Origin of the sequence: Ruminiclostridium sufflavum DSM 19573 (genome assembly GCF_003208175.1) — a bacterium.
Classification (GTDB): Bacteria; Bacillota; Clostridia; order Acetivibrionales; family DSM-1351; genus Ruminiclostridium; species Ruminiclostridium sufflavum.
In genome coordinates this window covers 22,053-43,152 of the sequence record NZ_QKMR01000006.1, presented here as the reverse complement: position 1 = coordinate 43,152, position 21,100 = coordinate 22,053, and the positions used below count along the sequence as shown (strand labels likewise).

The 21,100-nt window shown below is 39.1% G+C and carries 18 protein-coding genes; 1 reads left to right on the top strand and 17 read right to left on the bottom strand.

What is annotated here, in order from left to right; genetic code table 11:
- Positions 1 to 102 precede the first annotated feature (102 nt).
- The 4 genes from rodA to yfmF all read right to left on the bottom strand — a co-directional run bounded on the left by rodA (position 103) and on the right by yfmF (position 5,114).
- Positions 103 to 1,224, bottom strand: coding sequence for a rod shape-determining protein RodA (gene rodA, locus LY28_RS06325; protein ID WP_110461338.1), 1,122 nt, complete (start codon positions 1,222 to 1,224; stop codon positions 103 to 105).
- Between the two features lie 173 nt (positions 1,225 to 1,397).
- Positions 1,398 to 2,411 (bottom strand): prolipoprotein diacylglyceryl transferase, encoded by a 1,014-nt coding sequence (lgt, locus tag LY28_RS06320; RefSeq protein ID WP_110461337.1) that lies wholly within the window; start codon positions 2,409 to 2,411, stop codon positions 1,398 to 1,400.
- Positions 2,412 to 2,489: 78 nt separating this feature from the next.
- Positions 2,490 to 3,773: an EF-P 5-aminopentanol modification-associated protein YfmH gene (yfmH, locus tag LY28_RS06315; protein ID WP_110461336.1), complete on the bottom strand. Its 1,284-nt coding sequence runs from the start codon at positions 3,771 to 3,773 to the stop codon at positions 2,490 to 2,492.
- A gap of 48 nt (positions 3,774 to 3,821) precedes the next feature.
- A complete protein-coding gene (gene yfmF, locus LY28_RS06310) occupies positions 3,822 to 5,114 on the bottom strand; it encodes an EF-P 5-aminopentanol modification-associated protein YfmF (protein WP_110461335.1) in 1,293 nt (430 codons plus the stop codon).
- A 285-nt stretch (positions 5,115 to 5,399) separates the two neighbouring features.
- Between yfmF and LY28_RS06305 the strand changes: the two genes are divergently transcribed.
- Complete coding sequence (locus LY28_RS06305; protein ID WP_110461334.1) at positions 5,400 to 5,588, top strand: hypothetical protein; 189 nt, start codon at positions 5,400 to 5,402, stop codon at positions 5,586 to 5,588.
- 99 nt (positions 5,589 to 5,687) lie between these two features.
- On the opposite strand, the gene LY28_RS06300 is transcribed toward LY28_RS06305, so the two are convergent.
- The 13 genes from LY28_RS06300 to infB form a co-directional block, all read right to left on the bottom strand.
- Complete coding sequence (locus LY28_RS06300; RefSeq protein ID WP_110461333.1) at positions 5,688 to 6,899, bottom strand: ABC transporter permease; 1,212 nt, start codon at positions 6,897 to 6,899, stop codon at positions 5,688 to 5,690.
- 17 nt (positions 6,900 to 6,916) lie between these two features.
- Entirely contained in the window at positions 6,917 to 8,257 is a 1,341-nt protein-coding gene (locus LY28_RS06295) for an efflux RND transporter periplasmic adaptor subunit (protein ID WP_110461332.1), read from the bottom strand.
- A gap of 212 nt (positions 8,258 to 8,469) precedes the next feature.
- A complete protein-coding gene (gene yknW, locus LY28_RS06285) occupies positions 8,470 to 9,216 on the bottom strand; it encodes a YknW family membrane protein (RefSeq protein WP_165835510.1) in 747 nt (248 codons plus the stop codon).
- A 49-nt stretch (positions 9,217 to 9,265) separates the two neighbouring features.
- Complete coding sequence (locus LY28_RS06280; RefSeq protein WP_110461492.1) at positions 9,266 to 9,997, bottom strand: ABC transporter ATP-binding protein; 732 nt, start codon at positions 9,995 to 9,997, stop codon at positions 9,266 to 9,268.
- 196 nt (positions 9,998 to 10,193) lie between these two features.
- A complete protein-coding gene (gene hypE / locus LY28_RS06275; protein WP_110461329.1) occupies positions 10,194 to 11,204 on the bottom strand; it encodes a hydrogenase expression/formation protein HypE in 1,011 nt (336 codons plus the stop codon).
- Between the two features lie 65 nt (positions 11,205 to 11,269).
- A complete protein-coding gene (gene hypD / locus LY28_RS06270) occupies positions 11,270 to 12,355 on the bottom strand; it encodes a hydrogenase formation protein HypD (protein WP_110461328.1) in 1,086 nt (361 codons plus the stop codon).
- Between the two features lie 36 nt (positions 12,356 to 12,391).
- On the bottom strand, positions 12,392 to 12,619 hold the full coding sequence (locus tag LY28_RS06265) for a HypC/HybG/HupF family hydrogenase formation chaperone (protein WP_110461327.1): 228 nt from the start codon (positions 12,617 to 12,619) through the stop codon (positions 12,392 to 12,394).
- 98 nt (positions 12,620 to 12,717) lie between these two features.
- Positions 12,718 to 15,264, bottom strand: a complete 2,547-nt coding sequence (gene hypF / locus LY28_RS06260) for a carbamoyltransferase HypF (protein ID WP_110461326.1) — start codon at positions 15,262 to 15,264, stop codon at positions 12,718 to 12,720.
- Between the two features lie 3 nt (positions 15,265 to 15,267).
- On the bottom strand, positions 15,268 to 16,203 hold the full coding sequence (locus tag LY28_RS06255) for a bifunctional riboflavin kinase/FAD synthetase (protein ID WP_110461325.1): 936 nt from the start codon (positions 16,201 to 16,203) through the stop codon (positions 15,268 to 15,270).
- Between the two features lie 152 nt (positions 16,204 to 16,355).
- A complete protein-coding gene (truB, locus tag LY28_RS06250) occupies positions 16,356 to 17,297 on the bottom strand; it encodes a tRNA pseudouridine(55) synthase TruB (RefSeq protein WP_110461324.1) in 942 nt (313 codons plus the stop codon).
- A 1-nt stretch (position 17,298) separates the two neighbouring features.
- Positions 17,299 to 18,252, bottom strand: a complete 954-nt coding sequence (locus LY28_RS06245; protein WP_110461323.1) for a DHH family phosphoesterase — start codon at positions 18,250 to 18,252, stop codon at positions 17,299 to 17,301.
- Positions 18,253 to 18,268: 16 nt separating this feature from the next.
- Positions 18,269 to 18,622, bottom strand: coding sequence for a 30S ribosome-binding factor RbfA (gene rbfA, locus LY28_RS06240; RefSeq protein WP_110461322.1), 354 nt, complete (start codon positions 18,620 to 18,622; stop codon positions 18,269 to 18,271).
- A gap of 300 nt (positions 18,623 to 18,922) precedes the next feature.
- Positions 18,923 to 21,100, bottom strand: a 2,178-nt coding sequence (gene infB / locus LY28_RS06235) for a translation initiation factor IF-2 (protein WP_110461321.1), incomplete at its 5' end; no start/stop codon positions are given.

Sequence of the window (21,100 nt, the reverse complement as noted above, 5' to 3'; positions counted from 1 at the left end):
AAAAAATAAAGACAGGAAAAACATCCCGTCTTTTATAGTCCAAAAGTACTAGTTTTTTATATTTATATAAAATCTCCATAGGTAATAAAAAGCTTTAAAGCATTATGCCGTGCTGAAGCCTCTTTTCCTTCGTATGGATACGCTCAGTACGATTCCAATTGACATAAAATATACCAGCATTGCAGTACCTCCCTGACTTACAAAAGGCAGCGGCAAGCCTGTAACAGGCAGCAAGCCTATACTCATACCTATATTTTCAATAAAATTAAATGCAATCATTCCGGTAATACCCATTACCAAAAAGGTACCGTAAGAATCGCTGGAATTCTTGGCTATATAAATACACCTGAGTATAATAAACAATCCCAGTAAAATAATAATTATCCCGCCAATAAAACCGAACTCCTCTCCGACCACTGAAAATATAAAATCCGATTCATTCACAGGAACACTTCTGCTCTGAGTCTGAATACCATTTTCATATCCTTGGCCAAAAAGCTGTCCCGAGCCTATTGCCATTTTTGACATAATAACATTATAGCCGCCGCCCAGAGGATCTCTTTCAGGTGATATAAAAGTCAATATTCTTTCTCTTCTTTTATCATTCAGCACGTAAATCCATACAAAGGGCAAGGAAAGAGTGAGGCACCCGCACAGGATGAATATATATCTATATGGGATTCCTACAATATAAATAAAAATAAGAAATATAAAACCAAATACAAGAGCTGTTCCCAAATCCTTCTGCAACAGAACAAAGCCTATGGCTACACCTGAATATACAATAAACTTTATGATATCTGACTTATCTGTTTCCTGACTGTCCTTAATTCTTTCAAGAAATACCGAAGCCAGAATGATATATGCCAGCTTCGCGAATTCTGAAGGCTGAACACTCATTCCCGCAATTTTAATCCAATTTTTATTTCCAAGATTCTCACCATGTCCGAAAAGCAGCGTAATAACCATCAAGCCCATAGCTCCGAAGAAAATAAGCAGACTGAAAAACTTCAGATCCTTGTAATCAATTGCGCTTAAAATCAAGCATAAGGCTATTCCCATAATAAAAGCCAACACCTGTGATTTTAAAATATTAGGTTTGTTTTTTACAGCACTGTTCAAAACAAAAAGTCCTATTACCGATAACACCATTACGGCAGTAAACAGTGGATAGTCAAACCTTTTATATGGACTTTGGGGCTTTAACTTTTCTACAAAATACATTTTTCACCGTTCCTAAAAATACATTTAAATTTCTTATTCTTTTGGCTCTTCCTTTATATCCTCTGCCTCATTATCCTGCCTGTCACCGCCTTCAATATTTCCTTCCCCGAAAGTCAATTACTATCGGCTAAAAAGACGATATATCGTCGCAAAGGCTTGAACCGTAATTAACCTTAGTCAGCCTCATCACCGGCCTCCGGCTCCTGCTCAGACTGGACAGCATCACTTTCAGCCTTTTCGTTTAGCTTCTCTTCCTCAAGGCTCTCTTTTTCCATATCTTTAAGTATACCTGCATAAATGCTGTGTCCTGCTTCCGCTTGTTCAAGGCTTTCATTTTTTATTTTAGCCCTTTTATAAATTATAAAAATGCCAAATGCAATTACAAACAATACCGATAAAAGCTGTGATACTCTTAAGCTTCCTAACATAAGGCTATCAGTTCTAAGTCCTTCGATAAAGGCTCTTCCAAGTGAATATGTCAAAAAGTAGAAGCAAAACACCTCACCGTTGAACTTTTTCTTCTTTCTCATCCATATCAGGAAAACAAAAACCGCCAAGTCTAAAATCGATTCGTATAAAAAAGTCGGGTGAACAGGCAAATCAGGATATACTGTTATTCCGCTTTGCTGCTGCAATTCCTGTGCATGGTTTGATAAATATGCTTTTGTAACAGGACTGGTCATTCCCCAGGGAAGAGAAGTATTTGTACCGAAGGCTTCCTGATTAAAGAAATTCCCCCATCGTCCTATAGCCTGTCCAAGTGCAACGTACGGAATCGCAAAATCAAACAATTTCAGAGCAGGTATTTTTTTGTACCTTGCAACAAGGTATGCAGTTATAACTGCTCCTATTATTCCTCCGTATATGGCAAGACCGCCGTTTCTTGTATTAAAAATCTCTTTAAGACTTGAGCTGTACTTATCCCAACTGAATATCACATAATAAATTCTTGCACAAATAATTGCCGCAGGAGCAGCAAACAGCATTAAGTCTATTATCGTATCGGGTACCAAATCGAACTTGGTTGAATCCTTCATAGCCCAAAGCACACACACCAGAAAAGCAGACGCAATAATAATACCATACCAGTAAATAGGAATATTAAATACCCTAAAAGCTACATTAGAAATATTAAAGTCTATCCCATTCCCCAGATTGGGGAAGCTTACAGCTATTCTTTCGTCCATTATAACCTCCACACCGTTTTATCGGCACTAAATTCCCGTAATCGCGCCAGCATAAGGCAGCCGCAAAGCAGGTAAATATTACCGGTTCTTAACCACAGACAAGGCCATGCGTTCAATATCAAAATGCTTATCAAACACATCGGTAATATAATCAAAACCTATTGTATCATAAACATTTAAATAATCAAACATTGTTACACCTTTAAAATACAAATTTATAAATGACCTTGAAATACTTTCAACTGAATTCATTTGCCTGAGGAATCTGCCCTTTGATGCTCTTCGCAGTCTTTCAAATACACTTGGCTCCAGACCCTTATCACGTATAGTTTTTATCTCCTTTACCAGCAGCTCCATGACAGCTTCGGGATTAATTGACTCTCCGCCCAGCATAGAATAAGCATAGCTCTTTTCCAAAGAAAAATCCATCTCAAAGGTTGAATTTATAAGTCCCTTGTCATAAAGCTTTGTATACAGCTCGGAGCTTTTACCGATAATTGCAGATAATAAAAGCTTAACCGCCAGATCATACTTCAATATTTCCGTACCCTCCGGCTCAAGGCTGCTATCCTTAAAGCCTATATAAAACAATGGCGTGGAAACAGGCATTATTTGTTCGGAATATTTTTTGTTCAGACCTTCTCCTTCTTCCGGATAAATTCTCTTTATCCCGGATACCTTTTCAGCAGTTTTTATATTCTTCTCCACCTGCTCAAAAACCTGTCTATAATCTACGTCGCCAACCACTGTTATTACCATATTTGACGGATGATAAAACGTGTCATAACATTTGTACAAGGTTTCTTTTGTAATCCTGCCTATGCTCTCAATTGACCCTGCAATATCCAGCTTAACAGGGTGCTCCTTATATAGAGCATCAAGCAGATTGAACGAAACCCGCCAGCCGGGATTATCACGATACATGTTAATTTCCTGAGCAATAATTCCTTTTTCCTTTTCAACACTTTCCTCGGTTATATACGGGTTTTGAACAAAGTTCAAAAGAAGGTCAAAATTTTCTTTGAACATATCTGTGCATGAAAATAAATATACTGTCTGATTAAAGCTTGTAAATGCATTTGGTCTTGAACCTAATGCGGCAAATTTATCCATTACGCTTCCATCCTTCTGCTCGAACAGCTTGTGCTCCAGAAAGTGGGCAATTCCGTCAGGAACCTTTGTTTTGGTTTTCTCACCCGGAATAATAAACTCATTATCCACCGAACCGTACTGAGTTGAAAAGGTTGCATATTTTTTGTAATATCCCCTTTTAGGAACCACAATGCATTTCAATCCACTGCTATGCTCATATTTGTATACCATTTCGTCATATTTTTTATATTCAATCGTTTCAATTTTCATTTATAACCTCCACGCCAAGTATTGGCACAAAAATTTTGGTAAAGCAGCTTAATTATTAGCTGTAAGAAAATATTCAGTATCAAGCTGTATTTTCTTTGATACGGCTATTACCTCCTCTTTGGTTACAAGCTTTATTTTTTCAAGCAGGGCTTCCATAGTATCGTGCGTACCTGCCGTTAATTGGCTCAAGTAAAAATCCACAATCTGCAGTTGACTGTCCTTAAGTGACTGAATGCCTGTTTCCAGAGACTTAATTGTGGCCTTAAACTCATAATCGGTTATATTCCCGGCCTGAATTTCGTCTAACTCCTTGAGAATCAGTTCCTTCACATGTTCCCTTTCTTTTATGTCTATGCCGCTGCCTATAATCATTAAGCCTTTAAACTTTTCCAAGCCGGCAAATACATAATAAGCAAGACCTGCCTTTTCCCTTACATTTTGAAACAGCTTTGAATGCATCCCTCCGCCCAGTATTCCGTTATATACCAGCAATGCATAATACTCATCCTCTTTTGCTGTTATATTTGTTCTAAAGCCCAGTGACAGCTTTGCCTGATTAATGTCCATTTTATCCTCATAGTATTTAATCTTCCCCGGAAGGCTTTTGACAATAGCCGCACTTAATGCTTTCTGTCCTTTTCTTCCGATACTTCTTATTCTTTTTATAAGAAACTCAGTGTCAGTGTCACTCAGTTCACCGGTTATAAAAATATCTGCCGGCAGAGTCAGTACCTTTTCTTTGTAGTGGCTGTACAGCTCACGAGCCGTAATACCTTCAATTTGCCGAGCCGTACCATACTCGTAAAGTCCAAAAGGCTCCTCCCTGCACATTAACTCATAGCATCTGTCCAGAGCATATTGAACCTTGTCGTTTGTTCTTCCTTCAACAAGCATTTTCAAGTTGTTTTTTTCCTGCTCCACATATTGCTCATTAAAAATACCATTTTGCAGATGAGGATTAAAAATTATATTCAATAAAAATTCAAAAGCTCTCTCAAAATTTCTGTGTCCATCCGAGGTATATTTATCAGAAACATATTCAAAATAAAACTGTATTATCTGTCTCTCGCCTTTTTTTACAATACCGCAGTCAAATACTGCTCCATAAAGCTCCTCCAAATATAAATTAATATCCCTTATGGTTGGAAGACCCTTGCAGCCTCTTCTCAAAACAGAGGGAAAAAGAGCATTTAATGCAACCGAATTTATATTTAAATCATCCTCAAAAAATATATTTATGGTATTTGTTTTAAATTTATCAGACTTAATATTATAAATTCTTATTCCGTTTATTTCTGATATTTTGTCCGGTTTTTCTCCCGAAGTATTTATATTAGTCATTCCTACCTCCTTAAAGCAGCATATTTGTTAATATTTATCATATCATCTAACATTATTATACATATATACTTATTAAAAGTATTCATATTTAGTATAATATTTTTTTAATAAATAATTCAGCCTTCCCGCATAAAAAAGTCCGCCGGTGCTCAAGCTTATCTTCCAAAATAATTAATACTTGGCAATTCACTATATTTGTTTAAATAATTATTAAACTACAGATACTAAAGGTTGAAAAACAGAGCACTTTAAAACAGTATTTTTAAAATTCTACAGGAGGCTCATATGAACAACAATAAAATCAGAAAATATGCCAGATGTATAAAAAAAGAAGAAAACAATCTACCTGCAGACAACAGTGACGATTCAGAGTTTTCTATTTCAGGAACAGCAGCTTTGGGTATTTTAGGCGGAACCTTTTTAGTCGGTCTTGTCTCAGGCAAACTTCTTTGCATGTTAATGAAAGACAGATAGTCAGAAAACAGCCGGCTGAAAAGCATAATTCACGTGATAAAATATCGGAACGATATTTTATCACGTGAAGGCTTGATTGAATAATTAAATTCAGTCCCTCTATTCATATCTGAGGGATTCAATCGGGTCAAGATCCGCAGCCTTTTTAGCCGGATAAACTCCGAATAACAAGCCCAGTGCAACTGACCCTAAGAAAGCCAGTACAATAACCTTAATATTCACAACCGGCGGAATTTTAATAAGCGAGGATATTAAAAAGCCTCCCAGTATTCCAAATAAAATTCCTATCAAGCCGCTTATTCCCGTCAGCATTATTGACTCAGTAATAAACTGGACGACGATATCCCGCTTTCGTGCTCCCAGCGCCTTTCTTACTCCTATTTCTCTTATACGCTCGGTAACAGAAACCAACAGGATATTTACAATGCCTATTCCGCCTACCACCAGAGTTATAACGGCAACGACCAGCAATACCGACGAGACTATGCCCAGCATTGAATTCAGCATTTCCTGATAATCAGACAAGAATTCAATAGCATATTTGTCTTTATTTCCGTGCTTGCTCTCAAGAACTCTTACTACCTTATCTGCAATCTTCTTTAATTCGGAGCTGTCAGTCTCTTCAACAGATGCATAAATATAATTCAGAGTATTATCTCCATAATATGACTGAAGGGTAGTCATTGGAATAGTTAAAGAAACCGGCTGATTTTCATTAACCATCATATTTCCGAACGGTGAATCCTCGGTTTCGGTTACACCTACTACTGTTAAATTCAAGGAGCTTCCTGAGTTCAGAGTTACTCTCAGCTTTTGCCCAATTGGATTTTGTCCGTTAAAATTAGCATTGGCAAACTCCTCGGTTATTACGACAACATTTGATCTTGTTGAGTTATCAATATCATTTATCATCCTGCCCTCCGCCATCTCGGCAGGCATAATTTCCTTATATTGGGACGAAATACCGGTAATGCTTGCCGTCCTGTTTTTAGAGCCAAGTCTCAAGGAGCCTGAGCCTGATATGGCAGTACCGACATTCTTTATTTCTTCAACAGTACCAATTGCCTTAAGGTCATCATTTTTTAATATATCATTAGAATTAATTGTACCCGACTTATAGTATACAACTAACACATTTGCCCCTATTTTCGCGAACTCATTGTCCATATAGCTTTGAGTGGCATTTCCTATTGCGACAATCGTTATAACCGAAAACACACCCATTATAATACCAACCATGGTCAGAATGGAACGGAGTTTGTTGGCTCGGAGGCTTGATAATGCTTGTTTAAAGCTCTCAATAATATTCATTCTCTTAACCTCGCCTCTTATTTTTCGCTGATTTTCACTCTTGCTCCATCCTCGTATGCAGCCTTTGGATTCATGACAGCCAAGTCGCCTTCCTTCAATTCTCCGCCCTTTACTTCGGCAGTCATATCCGATGTGCTTCCCAGTTCAACAGCTTTTTTATTCATTGTCTTTTTATCCCCGCTTAGTACGAAAACAAAGTTTTTGCCATCCTTGTCCTGCGTCAGCATATCAAGTTGAATTGTCAGGACATCAGTAATATCAACAATTTTAATATCACAATTAACTGTAATACCTGGTTTAATGGATTCAACAATATTATCTATACCTATGGTAACCTCAATTACAGTTTCTGCACTTCCCGTACCTGATGTACTTTTGCTTGCAACAGGCGAAACATTGGTTACCTTACCGGTAATCTTTTCTGTCTCAGGAATGGAATCTCCGGTGATGTCAACCTTTTGTCCCTGCTTTACCTGCTTTGCATTGTACTCATTTATATTTACCTTGACCTCCAGCCTGTCAGGATTGATAACCACAAAAGCCGGCTGTGTCGCCGGAGTTAAGGAGCCATCCGAAACATTTGCCTGGGATATAACCCCGTCCATAGTACAATACATGGCCTCGCTAATCTTTTTTATTTTGCTCTCGAGATTCTTTATTGCAAGAGTGCTGTTATCTATTGCAACCTGCTGGGTTTGAATGTCAATTTGCTTTGAGCTTTCAGAAAGGTTATTTGTTTTTGAAGTATCCTTTAATGCTGCTTTTTGGGATTCCAGATTAATCTTGGCATTATTCAGTGCAACCTCTGTTTCCTTCAATGCATTTTCTGCCGAATCCAGCTCGCTTTTAGCCTTATCTCCAACTTCATAAAGCTTTTTTGTATCGTTATAATTTTTCAAAGCATTGTCATAGCTTCTTTGTGCAGATACTACAGAATTTTCAGCCACCTTCAGGGCATTCTGAGCCGAGGTTACATTAACTGTTGTATCTGCAAGCTTTAATTTCTTTAAGGTTAGCTCTTGAGTTCTCTTTGTCAGCTTTGCCTGATCAAGCTGTGAGTTTAAATCATCAAAATCAAAATCAGCCAGCTTCTGGCCCTTTTTAACAGAATCATTCTGCTTGACATATACCTTTGTTGCTTTTATAGGTGTATCTATGTATATTTCTGCTTTCTCAATCTCTGTGACTGTTCCGTTTGCAGATATATATGAACTTATATCCCCTTTTTTTATTTCGCTTGCCTCAACACTGTATACCGCTCCTGTTCCGACTGCTCCCGCATTTTTAATTATGCCCCATGCAACCAGACAAATAACCAGAGCAGCAACACCGATACCTATGAAAACCTTTTTTTTCATTTTACCCTCCATAAACACTTGTGGTTTTTAAGACCTGAAAATGCTCCCGCTTGTATAACCTGTTCTTTTGAGCGTCTCAAGCCAGCTTCATTTCTTACATTGATTATAAGCACTGCAATTTTATATGTAGCTATCCTTTTACCACAATCCAAGCCAGCTTTAAAGCTTAATTCGCCTGAAGGCTTTGGCAATGATATTGTATTATGTTTTTCCTACATATATTTTGCCGCCTGAAATTCTGTTACTCCCCCGTATATTGCAACAGCGGCAAATATAATGGCAACAATAATGATTATCTTGTTTTTGCTCAATTTACTTACAGAGGATAATCCGATACCCAGAACAATATATTGCCATATGCTGAATATTTCTATCATCTTTGCAGCACCGTAAAAAAAGCTGCCCTTCATATCCGGCAGAAATGATGCCAGACTTGTAAAGCTTACCTCACTGAAAGAGCCTGTAAGCTGAACCGATATAATCATTACAATTACTGATACTGCAGCTATTACACCCGTATATCCCAAAACAGACAAAACCTGCTTGTAGCGGCCCTCTCCCTTAAATATCTTGACAAGTCCCCATAAAACCAAGGCTTCAATAAGCATCAACGCGACAGCACCTATCGCCCCGCCTATCAGTGATGAGTATTTGGACATACTCATTATACTGTCCATCTGCTGAGCAGTCACATCAATATCCATATTTGCATATGTAATTTCCAATTTTGCTCTCATATATTCCATATACATGGGAAAGGTCAAAAGTATCAATGCAACAGGTGATAAAGCTGCCAGCAGCAACCCGAACAATACTCTGGGCTTTTTCTCCAGCGACTGCATAACCTTGCCCGGAAAAAACATCACACCAAAAACTCTCTTGATAAAATTCATTTTTGAATACTCGGCTTCAGCCAACCCTGTGGAATTTTCATTATTAACCGGAATATTTTCATTCATTTTTCTCTTTCCTTCCATTATTAAATTTTTTGTGTTCAGTCAGGAAATATTACTCTTCCATCATGCTGTAGTTTTTCAGAACCTCTCTGGCATCAACGGGATTTTTAACTGTTTCGTCAGCCCGTATTATTCCGTCTCTGAATCTTAAAACTCTCTTTGTATGCTCTGCAATATCTGGTTCATGCGTTACCAGCACAATAGTTACACCCTCCCTGTTTAAATCCTGAAAAACAGACATTATTTCCTCACTGGAGGTACTGTCAAGATTGCCCGTAGGCTCATCCGCAAGTATTAATGCAGGAGAATTCACCAAGGCTCTTGCTATTGCAACTCTTTGCTTTTGCCCTCCCGACATTTCGTTTGGCTTATGGTGCATTCTCTCTTCAAGTCCAACTCTCTCCAATGCACTGCTGGCCTTCTTTCGTCTTTCCTTGCTGCCTATTCCCGCATAAATCATCGGAAGCTCCACATTCTGCAATGCAGTTATTCTTGGCAATAAGTTAAAGGATTGGAATACAAAGCCTATTTTCAGATTTCTTATTCTGGCAAGCTCAACCTCATTCAGCGTAGATATATTAATACCGTCCAGCCAATACTCACCTGATGTGGATTTATCCAAGCATCCGATTATATTCATCATTGTGGATTTTCCGGAACCTGAAGGTCCCATTATAGCAACAAATTCCTCTTTTTCAATATCGATATTGGCATGTTTAAGTGCTTCAACTTCGATTTGTCCATTTTTGTATATTTTCCCCAAATTCTTCATTGATATTATCAATGCTGTTATTCCTCCTTTCAAAATTGTAATTTGCCGCACAAGCCGGCAGGCCATTCCTGCTGATACTCATATTAATTAACAGCTGCCGCCTTCACAGCTTATTTAATTATTAATCCGACACATCCTTATACTTTTTTACTAAAGTCAATTACTATCAGCCGATAGCAATTGACTTGCCACATCCATGCAAATTTTCTCAGCATATCCTTGGCAGCTGTTCTCCTGCAAGTACGCCGATTATCCTGCTGCCGCCGCTCAATGCTTTCAGGAGAACCTTGGGTTCTCCTTCACCTGTTACCTCACCGATAATCCGCGCCTCTGCCCCATATTTATTCCTTCGTACAGCCTCAAGAACAGCTTCTGCCTTCTCCGCAGGTACAAAACTTAAAAGCTTGCCTTCATTAGCCATATATAAAGGATCCATCCCTAAAAGCTCGCAAACTCCCTGAACTTCTCTTTTCACCGGAAGCTTATCCTCCTCTATAACAATTGATACCTTGCTTTGAAGCGCTATTTCATTTAATGTGGTTGCAACCCCGCCTCTGGTTGGGTCTCTTAAAACATGAATATCCGATGCAGCCTCCAGCATATCACGCACTAAGCCGGAAAGCGGAGCGCAGTCGCTTTTGATTTCAGCCTGAAAGCCCATATTCTCTCTTTCAAGTAAAATGCAGCTTCCGTGATCTCCAATAGTGCCTGTAATTATTATTTTATCTCCCACCCTTGCATTTCTGCCGGAAATACATATTCCGTCAGGAACTGCGCCGATACCGGAGGTGTTGATAAAAACCTTGTCTGCCGCACCCTTTTGTACTACCTTTGTATCTCCTGTTACTATCTGAACGCCGCATTCACGGGCAGTATCGCTCATAGATTCAACAATTTTTTCCAGCTCCTCTATGCTGAAGCCCTCTTCAATAATAAAGCCGCAGCTCAAATACAGCGGTATTGCCCCGCTGGTTGACAAATCATTTACCGTTCCGCATACAGCCAGCTTTCCGATGTCGCCTCCTTTAAAAAATACCGGAGTAACAACAAAACTGTCGGTTGTAAAAACCAAGCTTTTTGTACCGTCCATAGCCAGCCTTGCGCAGTCATCCCCCTGAGACAGGATTTCATTATTGAAGTATTTTTTAAATACCTGTTCTATAAGCTTCAGAGTAGCTGAGCCTCCGCTGCCGTGAGCCAAAGTAATTATATTTTCCATATTTGTTTAACAAGCCTCCGTAAAGCTTTTAAATACAAAGCCAAATATTATTTGTATCCCTGCTTTCACCCGCCATATTTATAATAAGCCGCACATGTACCCTCTGACGAAACCATGCAGGCACCCACAGGATTTTCGGGAGTGCACCCGTTTTTAAAAAGCTTACAGTCAGGCGGCTTTTTCTTACCCCTCAGCACTTCACCGCACAGGCAGCCCTTTGGCTCGGGACTGTTTTTAAGCTTGATGCCGAACCTTTTGGATGCATCAAACCTTTCATATTCAGGCCTAAGTGCCAGTCCCGAATTCTGAATCATACCTATTCCTCTCCATACGGCATCCGCTGCTTCAAAAACCTCATACATTTTATTCTGAGCTTTTGTATTTCCCTCTTTTGTTACAATTCTTGAATACATATTTTCTAAAATAATATTGCCTTCAGTTATATTTTTTACTAATACATTTATCGAATACAAAATATCCAAAGGTTCAAACCCGGCCACCACACCTGCCTTTTTCATATTATACGCAACCTGTGAAAAAAAGTCTGTACCAATTATGGCAGCAACATGTCCGGGATAAATAAACCCGTCAATAGCCAGCTCGCCGTCACCTGCAAGGGTTTTAACAGCCTCCGGCATTGTCTTGTTCGCCGTTAATACAGAAAAATTTTTAATTTTTTCTCTTTCGGCTTTATATATGGAAAGAGCAATAACCGGAGTAGTAGTTTCAAAACCTACCGATAAAAAAACAACCTCCTTATCTGGATTATCTCTGGCTAAATCAACCGCATTCAGTGGAGAATAAACCATTTGGACGTTGCATCCCTGAGCCCTTTTGTAAAGCAAGGTACTGTCATTTCCGGGGATTCTCATCATATCGCCAAAGGTGGTAATAATAATATCCTTATTGTCTGCCAGTTCCAGAGCACTGTCAATATATGATGTGGGTGTGACGCATACCGGACATCCCGGTCCTGAAAGCAGCTCGATACTATCCGGTAAAAGCGTTCTGAGTCCATACCTCGAAATAGCCATTGTATGTGTTCCGCAAACCTCCATGATTTTTATATCAGGACCCTTATACTCACTAATACCTTCTGCGATTTTTTTAATTACTTCCTTGTCTCTGAATTCATCTATATAGTCTGCCATTTATCCTCCATTTCTCAGCTTGGCTTTCTGAAATAATTATTTCGACCCGCCAAGCCTTTTTATATCCTCAAATATTTCTATGGTTTTCAGTGCCTCTTCCTGATCAAGTATCTGAATAGCACATCCTGCATGAACCAGAACATAATCGCCTGCTTTAACATTCTCCAGAAGCTCTATAGAAATAGTATTTGATACTCCCATCATTTCAACTGTACTGTTATTTCCATCAATGCTCAATACTTTAGCCGGTAATCCTAGACACATTTAAAAGCCCTCCTTTATCTATGGCAAATAATATATAAATTTTATCTGATTTCTTAGACTCTTCACCTAAAAAAGTATATACCCTACACAGATATATTTCAATCGCAAGAGTTGGAAAAGCCCTTCTTATGCATATCTGCAATCTCCGCCAATGCCAGCAGAGCCTGCCCCAGAGCAATTCCTCCGTCATTTGCAGGAAGCTCCGAATGCATATAGACATTGAAACCGTTTTCTTTCAGCCTGTCAGCACTCATTTTCAGCAGAGTTATGTTCTGAAAAACCCCCCCGCTCAAAGCCACTGTATTAATGCCGCTTTTCTCCCTTATCCTTATACAGCCCCTCAAAACAATTTCAGCCGCAGTAGAATGAAACCGGGAAGAAATATGCCTTTTACTGTGTCCGTCAAATATATCCTTAATAATATCATATATTATGCCTTTTGTTTGCACTATAAAGCCTGTGTCACCCTTAGCCGGACTATCGCTGTCTGATGCCTCTCCTGCATCCTGAGGCTGTTCCGGGCTGTAAAGGCTAAAATTATAAGGCTCTGCCTTTAAAGCCTCCGCATAATATTCCAGCTCAACAGCCGCCTGTCCTTCATAGCTTATATCCGTATTTATTCCTATCAAAGCTGAAACTGCATCAAAAAATCTGCCCATACTTGACGTCTGAGGGCAATTCAGCTTTTTCTCCAGCATTCTGACTGTAAAATCAATATCCTTTTGACTTATATTACTTAATAAGCCTCCGTTTTCACAAGCCCTGCTATTACAATCATGCTTGCAGCTTCCCGGACCAGCAAAGGCGGCCTTTTCATTCTCATGCTGCCCTATATTTCTGTCATACAGCAAATCAGTCCTGTCCGCGGAAAAAAGGTAGCTTACAGCCATTCTCCATGGATGCTTTACAGCCGAGTCCGCCCCCGGCATCATTACATACTCAAGATGACCGGCTCTTTCAAAGCCATAATAGCCTCCGGTAAAAAATTCCCCTCCCCAGATATTCCCATCCTCACCATATCCGGTTCCGTCAAAGGAGACCCCTATTACTTGTCCGCTCAGCCTGTTTTCAGCCATACACGAAGCTATATGGGCTTTATGATGCTGAATTCCGATTCTCTTGTCTGCCGTCTGACTTATTGCATATCGGGATGAAAAATAATTGGGATGCAAATCATATGCAATATATTCAGGCGAAACCTCAAATAACCTTTTGAAATGCATTATACTATCGGTAAAAGCTTTATTTGTGCTTTCGTTTTCCAAGTCTCCTATATGCTGGCTTAAGTAAAATAAATTGTTCTTATTTATGCAAAATACATTTTTAAGCTCTCCTCCGCATGCAAGGATTGAAGGCAGCCTGAAATCCATGTCTGTCCCTAAAAGCTCGTATACCTCCAATACAAAAGGCCTCGGTACATAGCCTCTCGAACGCCTTATAATATATTCCTTATTTTCGAATACTCTTGTAACTGAATCATCGGTACGGATATATATATCCCGGTTATTTATCAGAAAGGCATCGGCGATATTTCCAAGCTCACATACCGCATCATCCTTATAAAAAATAGGCTCACTTGAAAAATTCCCGCTTGTCATAACAACTGCCTCAGGAAAGCCCTCCTGTTCAAATAATATGTGATGAATCGGATTATAAGGCAGCATAACACCAAGATACCTGTTTAACGGAGCTATCGGTTCCGGCAGCTTGATGCCATCCTTTTTTTCAAGCAATACTATAGGACTTGCGGGAGATTTTAATAATTGAATTTCTTTTTCATTTATTTTGCAGTACCTGCTTATTACCTCAAGATTTTTCATCATCAACGCAAAAGGCTTTTTATCACGGTGCTTTCTTGTTCTAAGTCTCTCGACAGCATCGTTGTTCAGAGCGTCACATACAAGATGATATCCGCCTATCCCTTTTATTCCGGCAATTCTGCCAGTCTTTATTATTTCAGAAATATAATTGATACATTCCCCGCTGTTTAAATAAGTACCGGAACCTGCCGGCTGCTTCCCTTCTTCGTACAGCTTCTTTTCACATGACATGTCAGAGCAGCTGTTTTGGCTGCTTACCGCTATTTCCAATACAGGCCCGCAATTGTGACAGGATACAGGCTGTGCATGATACCGCCTGTCTGTAGGCTTTGTATACTCCTGCCTGCAGATACCGCACATTTCAAAGCTGTCCATTGTAGTTTTGTCTCTGTCATAGGGAATATCCTTGATTATTGTAAATCTCGGCCCGCAGTTAGTACAATTTATGAAAGGATACATATATCTTCTGTCTTTTTTATTCTTGAGCTCTTTTATACAAGCATCACAGGTTGCTACATCCGGAGATATAAAAATATTATCTTTTATGCCTGTCTGGCTTTGTACTATAGTAAAATCTTCAAACCCTTCAAATGGCAGTCGTTCGTATAGAATTGATTTTATCTCAGCTAAAGCAGGCGCAGTATTCCTTATTTCCTCTATAAAATCCTGTAACTGGCCGCTGTCTGCTTCCACCTCAATTATCACATCACTGCCTGTATTGCCGACCCAGCCCTTTAATCCATGCCTGATTGACAGATTGTATACAAACGGTCTGAAACCCACACCCTGAACAATTCCTGCAATAATAATCCTATATTTATCCATTAGCTATTGTCCTATACCAAAATATTCCCTTGCTTCGAGCATATCCTTTGAAATCTGCTGAATTAAATGTTCAACGCTCTCAAATTTTCTTTCATTTCTTATTTTTTTGAGAAAGAAAACTTCAATTTTTTTCCCGTAAATATCCTGATTAAAATCAATTATATGAGTTTCAACATTTTTTTGCTTACAGTCTTCAAAGGTTGGATTATAACCCACATTTGTCATGCTGTTATAAAATTTTCCGTCTATTAATGTCTTTGTAATATACACTCCGTTTGCCGGTAAAACAAGAAATCTCTCGGGATGTATATTTGCGGTAGGATAGCCTATTGTATTGCCTACTCTCCTGCCGTTTACCACCTTTGCGGTAATGGAATAATTTCTTCCCAAAAGCTTATAGGCAGTCTCAAGCTCTCCGTTAATAACAAGCTCTCTTATCCTTGTGCTGCTGATAATTTCATTTTCACAAGTAATCGGCGATACGACTATAACTCTGAAGCCGTACTTTTTCCCCAGTTCCTTCAAAAAATCTGTATCCCCCTGTCCCTGATAGCCGAATCTGTAATCATATCCAACCACCGCTAGCTTGATATGAAGCCTGTTTATCAAAATCAGCCTTACAAAATCCTCAGGAGAAAGTCTGGAAAAGACCTCATTAAACTCATCAAAATATAAATAATCCAAGCATATCTCACTAAGCAAATCAATCTTTTTCTGTTCAGTCAGCAATAAAGGGGTAATAAGCTTTTTCCTGAGAATATTTTCAGGATGCTTTGTAAAATTGTATACTACAGATGACAACCCATTTAATTTTGCTTCCCGGATTAATGTATTTATAAGAGCCATATGTCCGATATGCAGGCCGTCAAAGTTTCCAAGTCCCACACCTGTACTGCAATTAAAATTTATATCGCTTCTATTAGAATAAATAACCTGCATACTGCTAACCTCCGCACCCAAGCCAAAATACCTTTTAAGTCAATTACTGCCGCCTAAAAAATGATATAAATATCATTGGATATAAATATCATCGCATATAAATACCGTCAGATATTATATCGCGCGAAGACCTGAACAGTAATTGCCTTTAGTCAGTTATCTCTGAAAAACTTCTTTGATTTTAGATATATACCCTTCTGCATATTAAGTATTTCACCTATACCCAGAAAAGCATTGTTATTATCGTATACTCTTTTATTAATATCTTCGTTTCCATAATCTGAATCAAGCTTTATACATACGCCATTATTATACCTAGATGAATTTTCTTCATTTAAGGCTATTTTTTCATACTCCTCAAAAACTGTCTCTACGGGCAACAGGCTTCTGCTGAGAATACCCTTATCAGCTAATTCCATAATTTCCTCCAGAGTAAGAGCAGATTTTATATCATACCTTCCGGCTTTTGTTCTGACCAAAAAGGACATATGCCCGCCGCAGCCAAGCTTCTCTCCGATATCATTGCAAAGCGTTCTGATATAAGTCCCTTTAGAGCAATGTACATCAAAAAGCACTTTTTTTGTATTGTACAAAGTATCTTGTCCGTTATCACTAAAAACTACAGCTTGCTTCCAAATCCTTATTTTACTTATATCATAAATTGTTATATTTCTTGCCTGCCGTTCAACAGTCTCACCCTGTCTGGCAAGCTCATAAAGCTTTTTACCGCCAATCTTTATTGCAGAATACATCGGCGGAATCTGGGCAGTATTACCTATAAAGCTGTTAATCGCACTAATTATCGTACTGTCATCAGAATCGACACAACGGGAGGCTGTCACCCTTCCGGATGAATCCTGCGTATCGGTTGCAACACCCAATGTCAGCTCGGCACGATAAATCTTGTCCTTATCAATCATAAATTCTATAGCCTTGGTTGCGTTGCCAAAGCACAAGGGCAATACCCCAACTGCTGATGGATCCAGAGTTCCTGTGTGACCAATCCTTTTCTGGTGTGATATTTTCCTTGCAACGGCAATAACATCAAAAGAAGTCATTCCCGCAGGCTTTAATACATTCAGAATACCATTCATTTTATAGTTTATCCTTTATAGCCTCTATAATTTTCCCCTTTACTTCTTCCAAGCTGCCATTAACAGTACATCCGGCCGCTCTCGTATGCCCGCCTCCGTCAAAAGCGGCGGCAACCTCTGAAACATCAACATATGTCTTTGATCTCAAATTAATCCTTGCCTCGTTTTTACTTCTTTCCTTTATAAGAACAGATACCTCAACGCTTTCTATTGATCTCCCTATGTTTACAATACCGTCACAATCCTCCTCCTTTGCTCCGGTTGACTGAATATCCTCCAAAGAAAGCGTAACGACTGCCAGCTTTGCATTTTCATAAAGCTCGAGCAAATTAATTGCCCTTGCATTTAATTTCAGCTTTTCATAGGTGGTATTATCATAAATTCTTTGAGATACCTCTCCAACATTAATGCCTGTTGAAAGCAGCTCCGCAACTATTCTGTGCGTATCTGCTGTTGTATTCTGATATTGAAAGCCGCCCGTATCTGTGGCAATAGCTGTATACAGGCAAACAGCAATATCGGTATTTATAGGAATATTCAATTCCAGCAGCAAAGAATAGATAATTTCTCCGGTTGAAGCGGACAACGCATCCACAAAATTCAGATGTGCATACTTGGTATTTGTAATATGATGATCTATATTAATTGAACACGGGGCCTTAAAAAAGAACTCCGCTCTGGAACCAAGTCTGCCGACATCACCTGTGTCAAGCGCTATGTTAAGGTCTGCAGTTTCATCCTCTTCATTATGAAAGCCGGCTAACTCAAGTCCCGGCAAAAATCTATATACTGTGGGAATATCCTCCTCTATAAATATTTCTACCCTTTTGCCTGCATTTCTAAGTGCCATTCCCAAAGCAAGAGAGGAGCCTATTGCGTCCCCGTCGGCACTGACATGAGGATATATAGCCACACTGCCTGCATCAGAAATCAACTTGACAATTTCTTTTTCCATTATTAGCCCCCAATAATTATTCCGTATACTCTTTTTTTGCATCATCTAATAATTTGTTAATATACATACCATGTTCAATCGAATTATCCAACTCAAAATGAACTTCCGGAGTAGCTCTTAACTGTACTCTGTGTCCAAGCTCACGTCTTATAAAACCTGATGCGCTCTTTAAAGCCTTTATTGCATTCTTCTTTTCCTCTTCGGTACCCATAACACTTACATAAACCTTTGCATGTCCCAAATCCCTTGACACCTGACAGTCTATAATACTTACCAAACTAGGCAGTCTTGGATCCTTAATCTCATTCTGGATTATATTGCTTATTTCTTTTTTTACTTCCTCGGATATTCTTGTTATTCTATCAGCCATAGCTTACCTCCCGACCGTCCGCACTCAACACATGCGGTTCTCTGTTTTCATTTTAGCAGTTTTTTAATACCCTATACAACTGACTATATTTACAAAATCAGATTTCATGGTTTCTGCCAATTTTCATCTGGTTTTCAGTGATTATTATTCCCAATGTATTTACCTTTTAACTTTAATATAATATATAAGCATCTTTATATATTTATACAAATAGGCTGAATTGGATATTTATCCTCTTCAACCTATTTCATTTGAATTATAATTGGAAGCACAAGCAATGCTCCTTACATTCTTAAAAGCTTATCTCTTCACTTCTTCCATTATAAAGGCCTCAATCACATCACCCTCTTTAATGTCATTGAATTTTTCTATGGAAACACCGCATTCGTATCCCTGGGCAACTTCCTTTGCATCATCCTTAAATCTTTTGAGTGATGCAAGCTTCCCTTCATGGATTACTATGCCTTCTCTGATAACTCTGACCTCAGAATTTCTCTGAACCTTGCCGTCTGTGACATATGCTCCTCCGATTGTTCCAACATTGGAAACCTTGAATACCTGCCGTATTTCAATATGTCCAAGAACAACCTCTTTATAAGTCGGTTCAAGCAAACCGTTCATTGCAGACTGAACATCCTCTATTGCCTTATAAATTACGCTGTACAGCCTTATATCCACCTCAGCAGCTTTTGCAGCCTCAGTAACATTTGTACCCGGTCTTACATTAAAACCGATAATAATGGCATTTGAAACCTGTGCCAAGGTCACATCAGATTCGGTAATAGCACCAACTGCATCGTGCACAATGCTTACTCTTACCTCCTCATTGCTCAGCTTAAGAAGCGATTGCTTTACAGCCTCAAGAGAACCCTGAACATCAGCCTTAATTATTATATTCAAGGCTTTAACCTTACCGGCAATAATCTGGGCATACAAATCCTCAAGAGTGACCTTCGAATTTGTTTTGTACAATTGTTCCTTTTGCTTAAACTTTCTTTTTTCAACCAGCTGCTTTGCTACCTTCTCATCTGTAACAGCATAGAATATCTCTCCTGCTTCCGGAACCTCATTCATTCCAAGAACCTCCACCGGTATTGAAGGTCCGGCATTATTAATTGAAAGGCCCTTGTCATTTGTCATTGCCTTGATTCTACCAAATGCAGAACCGGCAATAATAGAGTCTCCAGCTCTTAATGTACCTCTTTGAACAAGCACCGTAGCAACAGGTCCTCTTTCCTTGTCAAGCTTGGCTTCAATGATTGTTCCCTTGGCCTGCTTGTCAGGATCTGCCTTCAATTCCAGCATATCCGCCACTAGCAGAACCATTTCCAACAGCTGATCTATATTCTCTCTCTTCTTTGCAGAAACAGGAACCATTATTGCATCTCCGCCCCATTCTTCCGCAACTATTCCATACTCGGTAAGCTCTTGCTTCACCTTATCCGGATTCGCACCCGGTTTATCAATCTTGTTAATTGCAACAATAATTGAAACATTCGCTGCCTTGGCATGATTTATTGCTTCAATTGTCTGTGGCATTACACCGTCATCAGCCGCAACAACCAAAATTGCAATATCTGTGGCTTGAGCTCCTCTGGCACGCATTGCTGTAAAGGCTTCATGACCGGGAGTATCCAAAAACGTAATAGGCTTATCCTTCGCTCTGACAGTATAAGCACCTATGTGCTGGGTAATTCCGCCGGCTTCGCTGTCTATTACATGAGTGCTTCTGATAGCATCAAGCAGCGAGGTCTTACCATGGTCAACGTGTCCCATTACAACAACAACCGGAGGCCTAGGCTTCAATTTCGTCTCATCCTTCTCCTCGATGTCATCAAAGAGGATATCTTCCTCGCTTACCTGTACAGCCTTCTCAGTTTTTACACCAAATTCTTCCGCAATAATAGTTGCGGTATCGAAATCAACATCATTATTAAGTGTAGCCATTACTCCAAATGACATAAGCTTCTTAATTATTTCAGTTGAAGTCTTTTTAAGAGATTCAGCTAATTCCTTTACAGTAAGTGTATCCGGTATAGTTATTGAAGTCAGAACCGCTTTTGGAGGAATATATTTTACCTGTAAGGCCTTGTCAGCCTTTCTGTTTTTAGGCAGTCTCTTCTTGGTTCCATCATCATTATAAAACTCGTTGAAAATATACTCTTCAGATAGAATTTCCGAAACACCCTTTTTCTCAATAACAATCTTCTGAGGCTTTACTCTGCTGTGTTTGTTTTGTATATTACCGGTTTTCGGAATTTCCTTCTTTTTGTTTTCATCCCTTTTTACACTCTTGTCAAAATCCTTACTTTGGAATTCTCTTCTGGCTTCATTCCTCTGTGAGTCAAATTGCTCCTGAGCTACAGCAGCATCTGGCTTTGGTATATCCAGACCTTGTTGTTTATACTGGCCCTGAGGTCTGTCTGATCTTTGATTATTGTACTGGCCCTGCGGTCTGTTATTGTACTGACCCTGCGG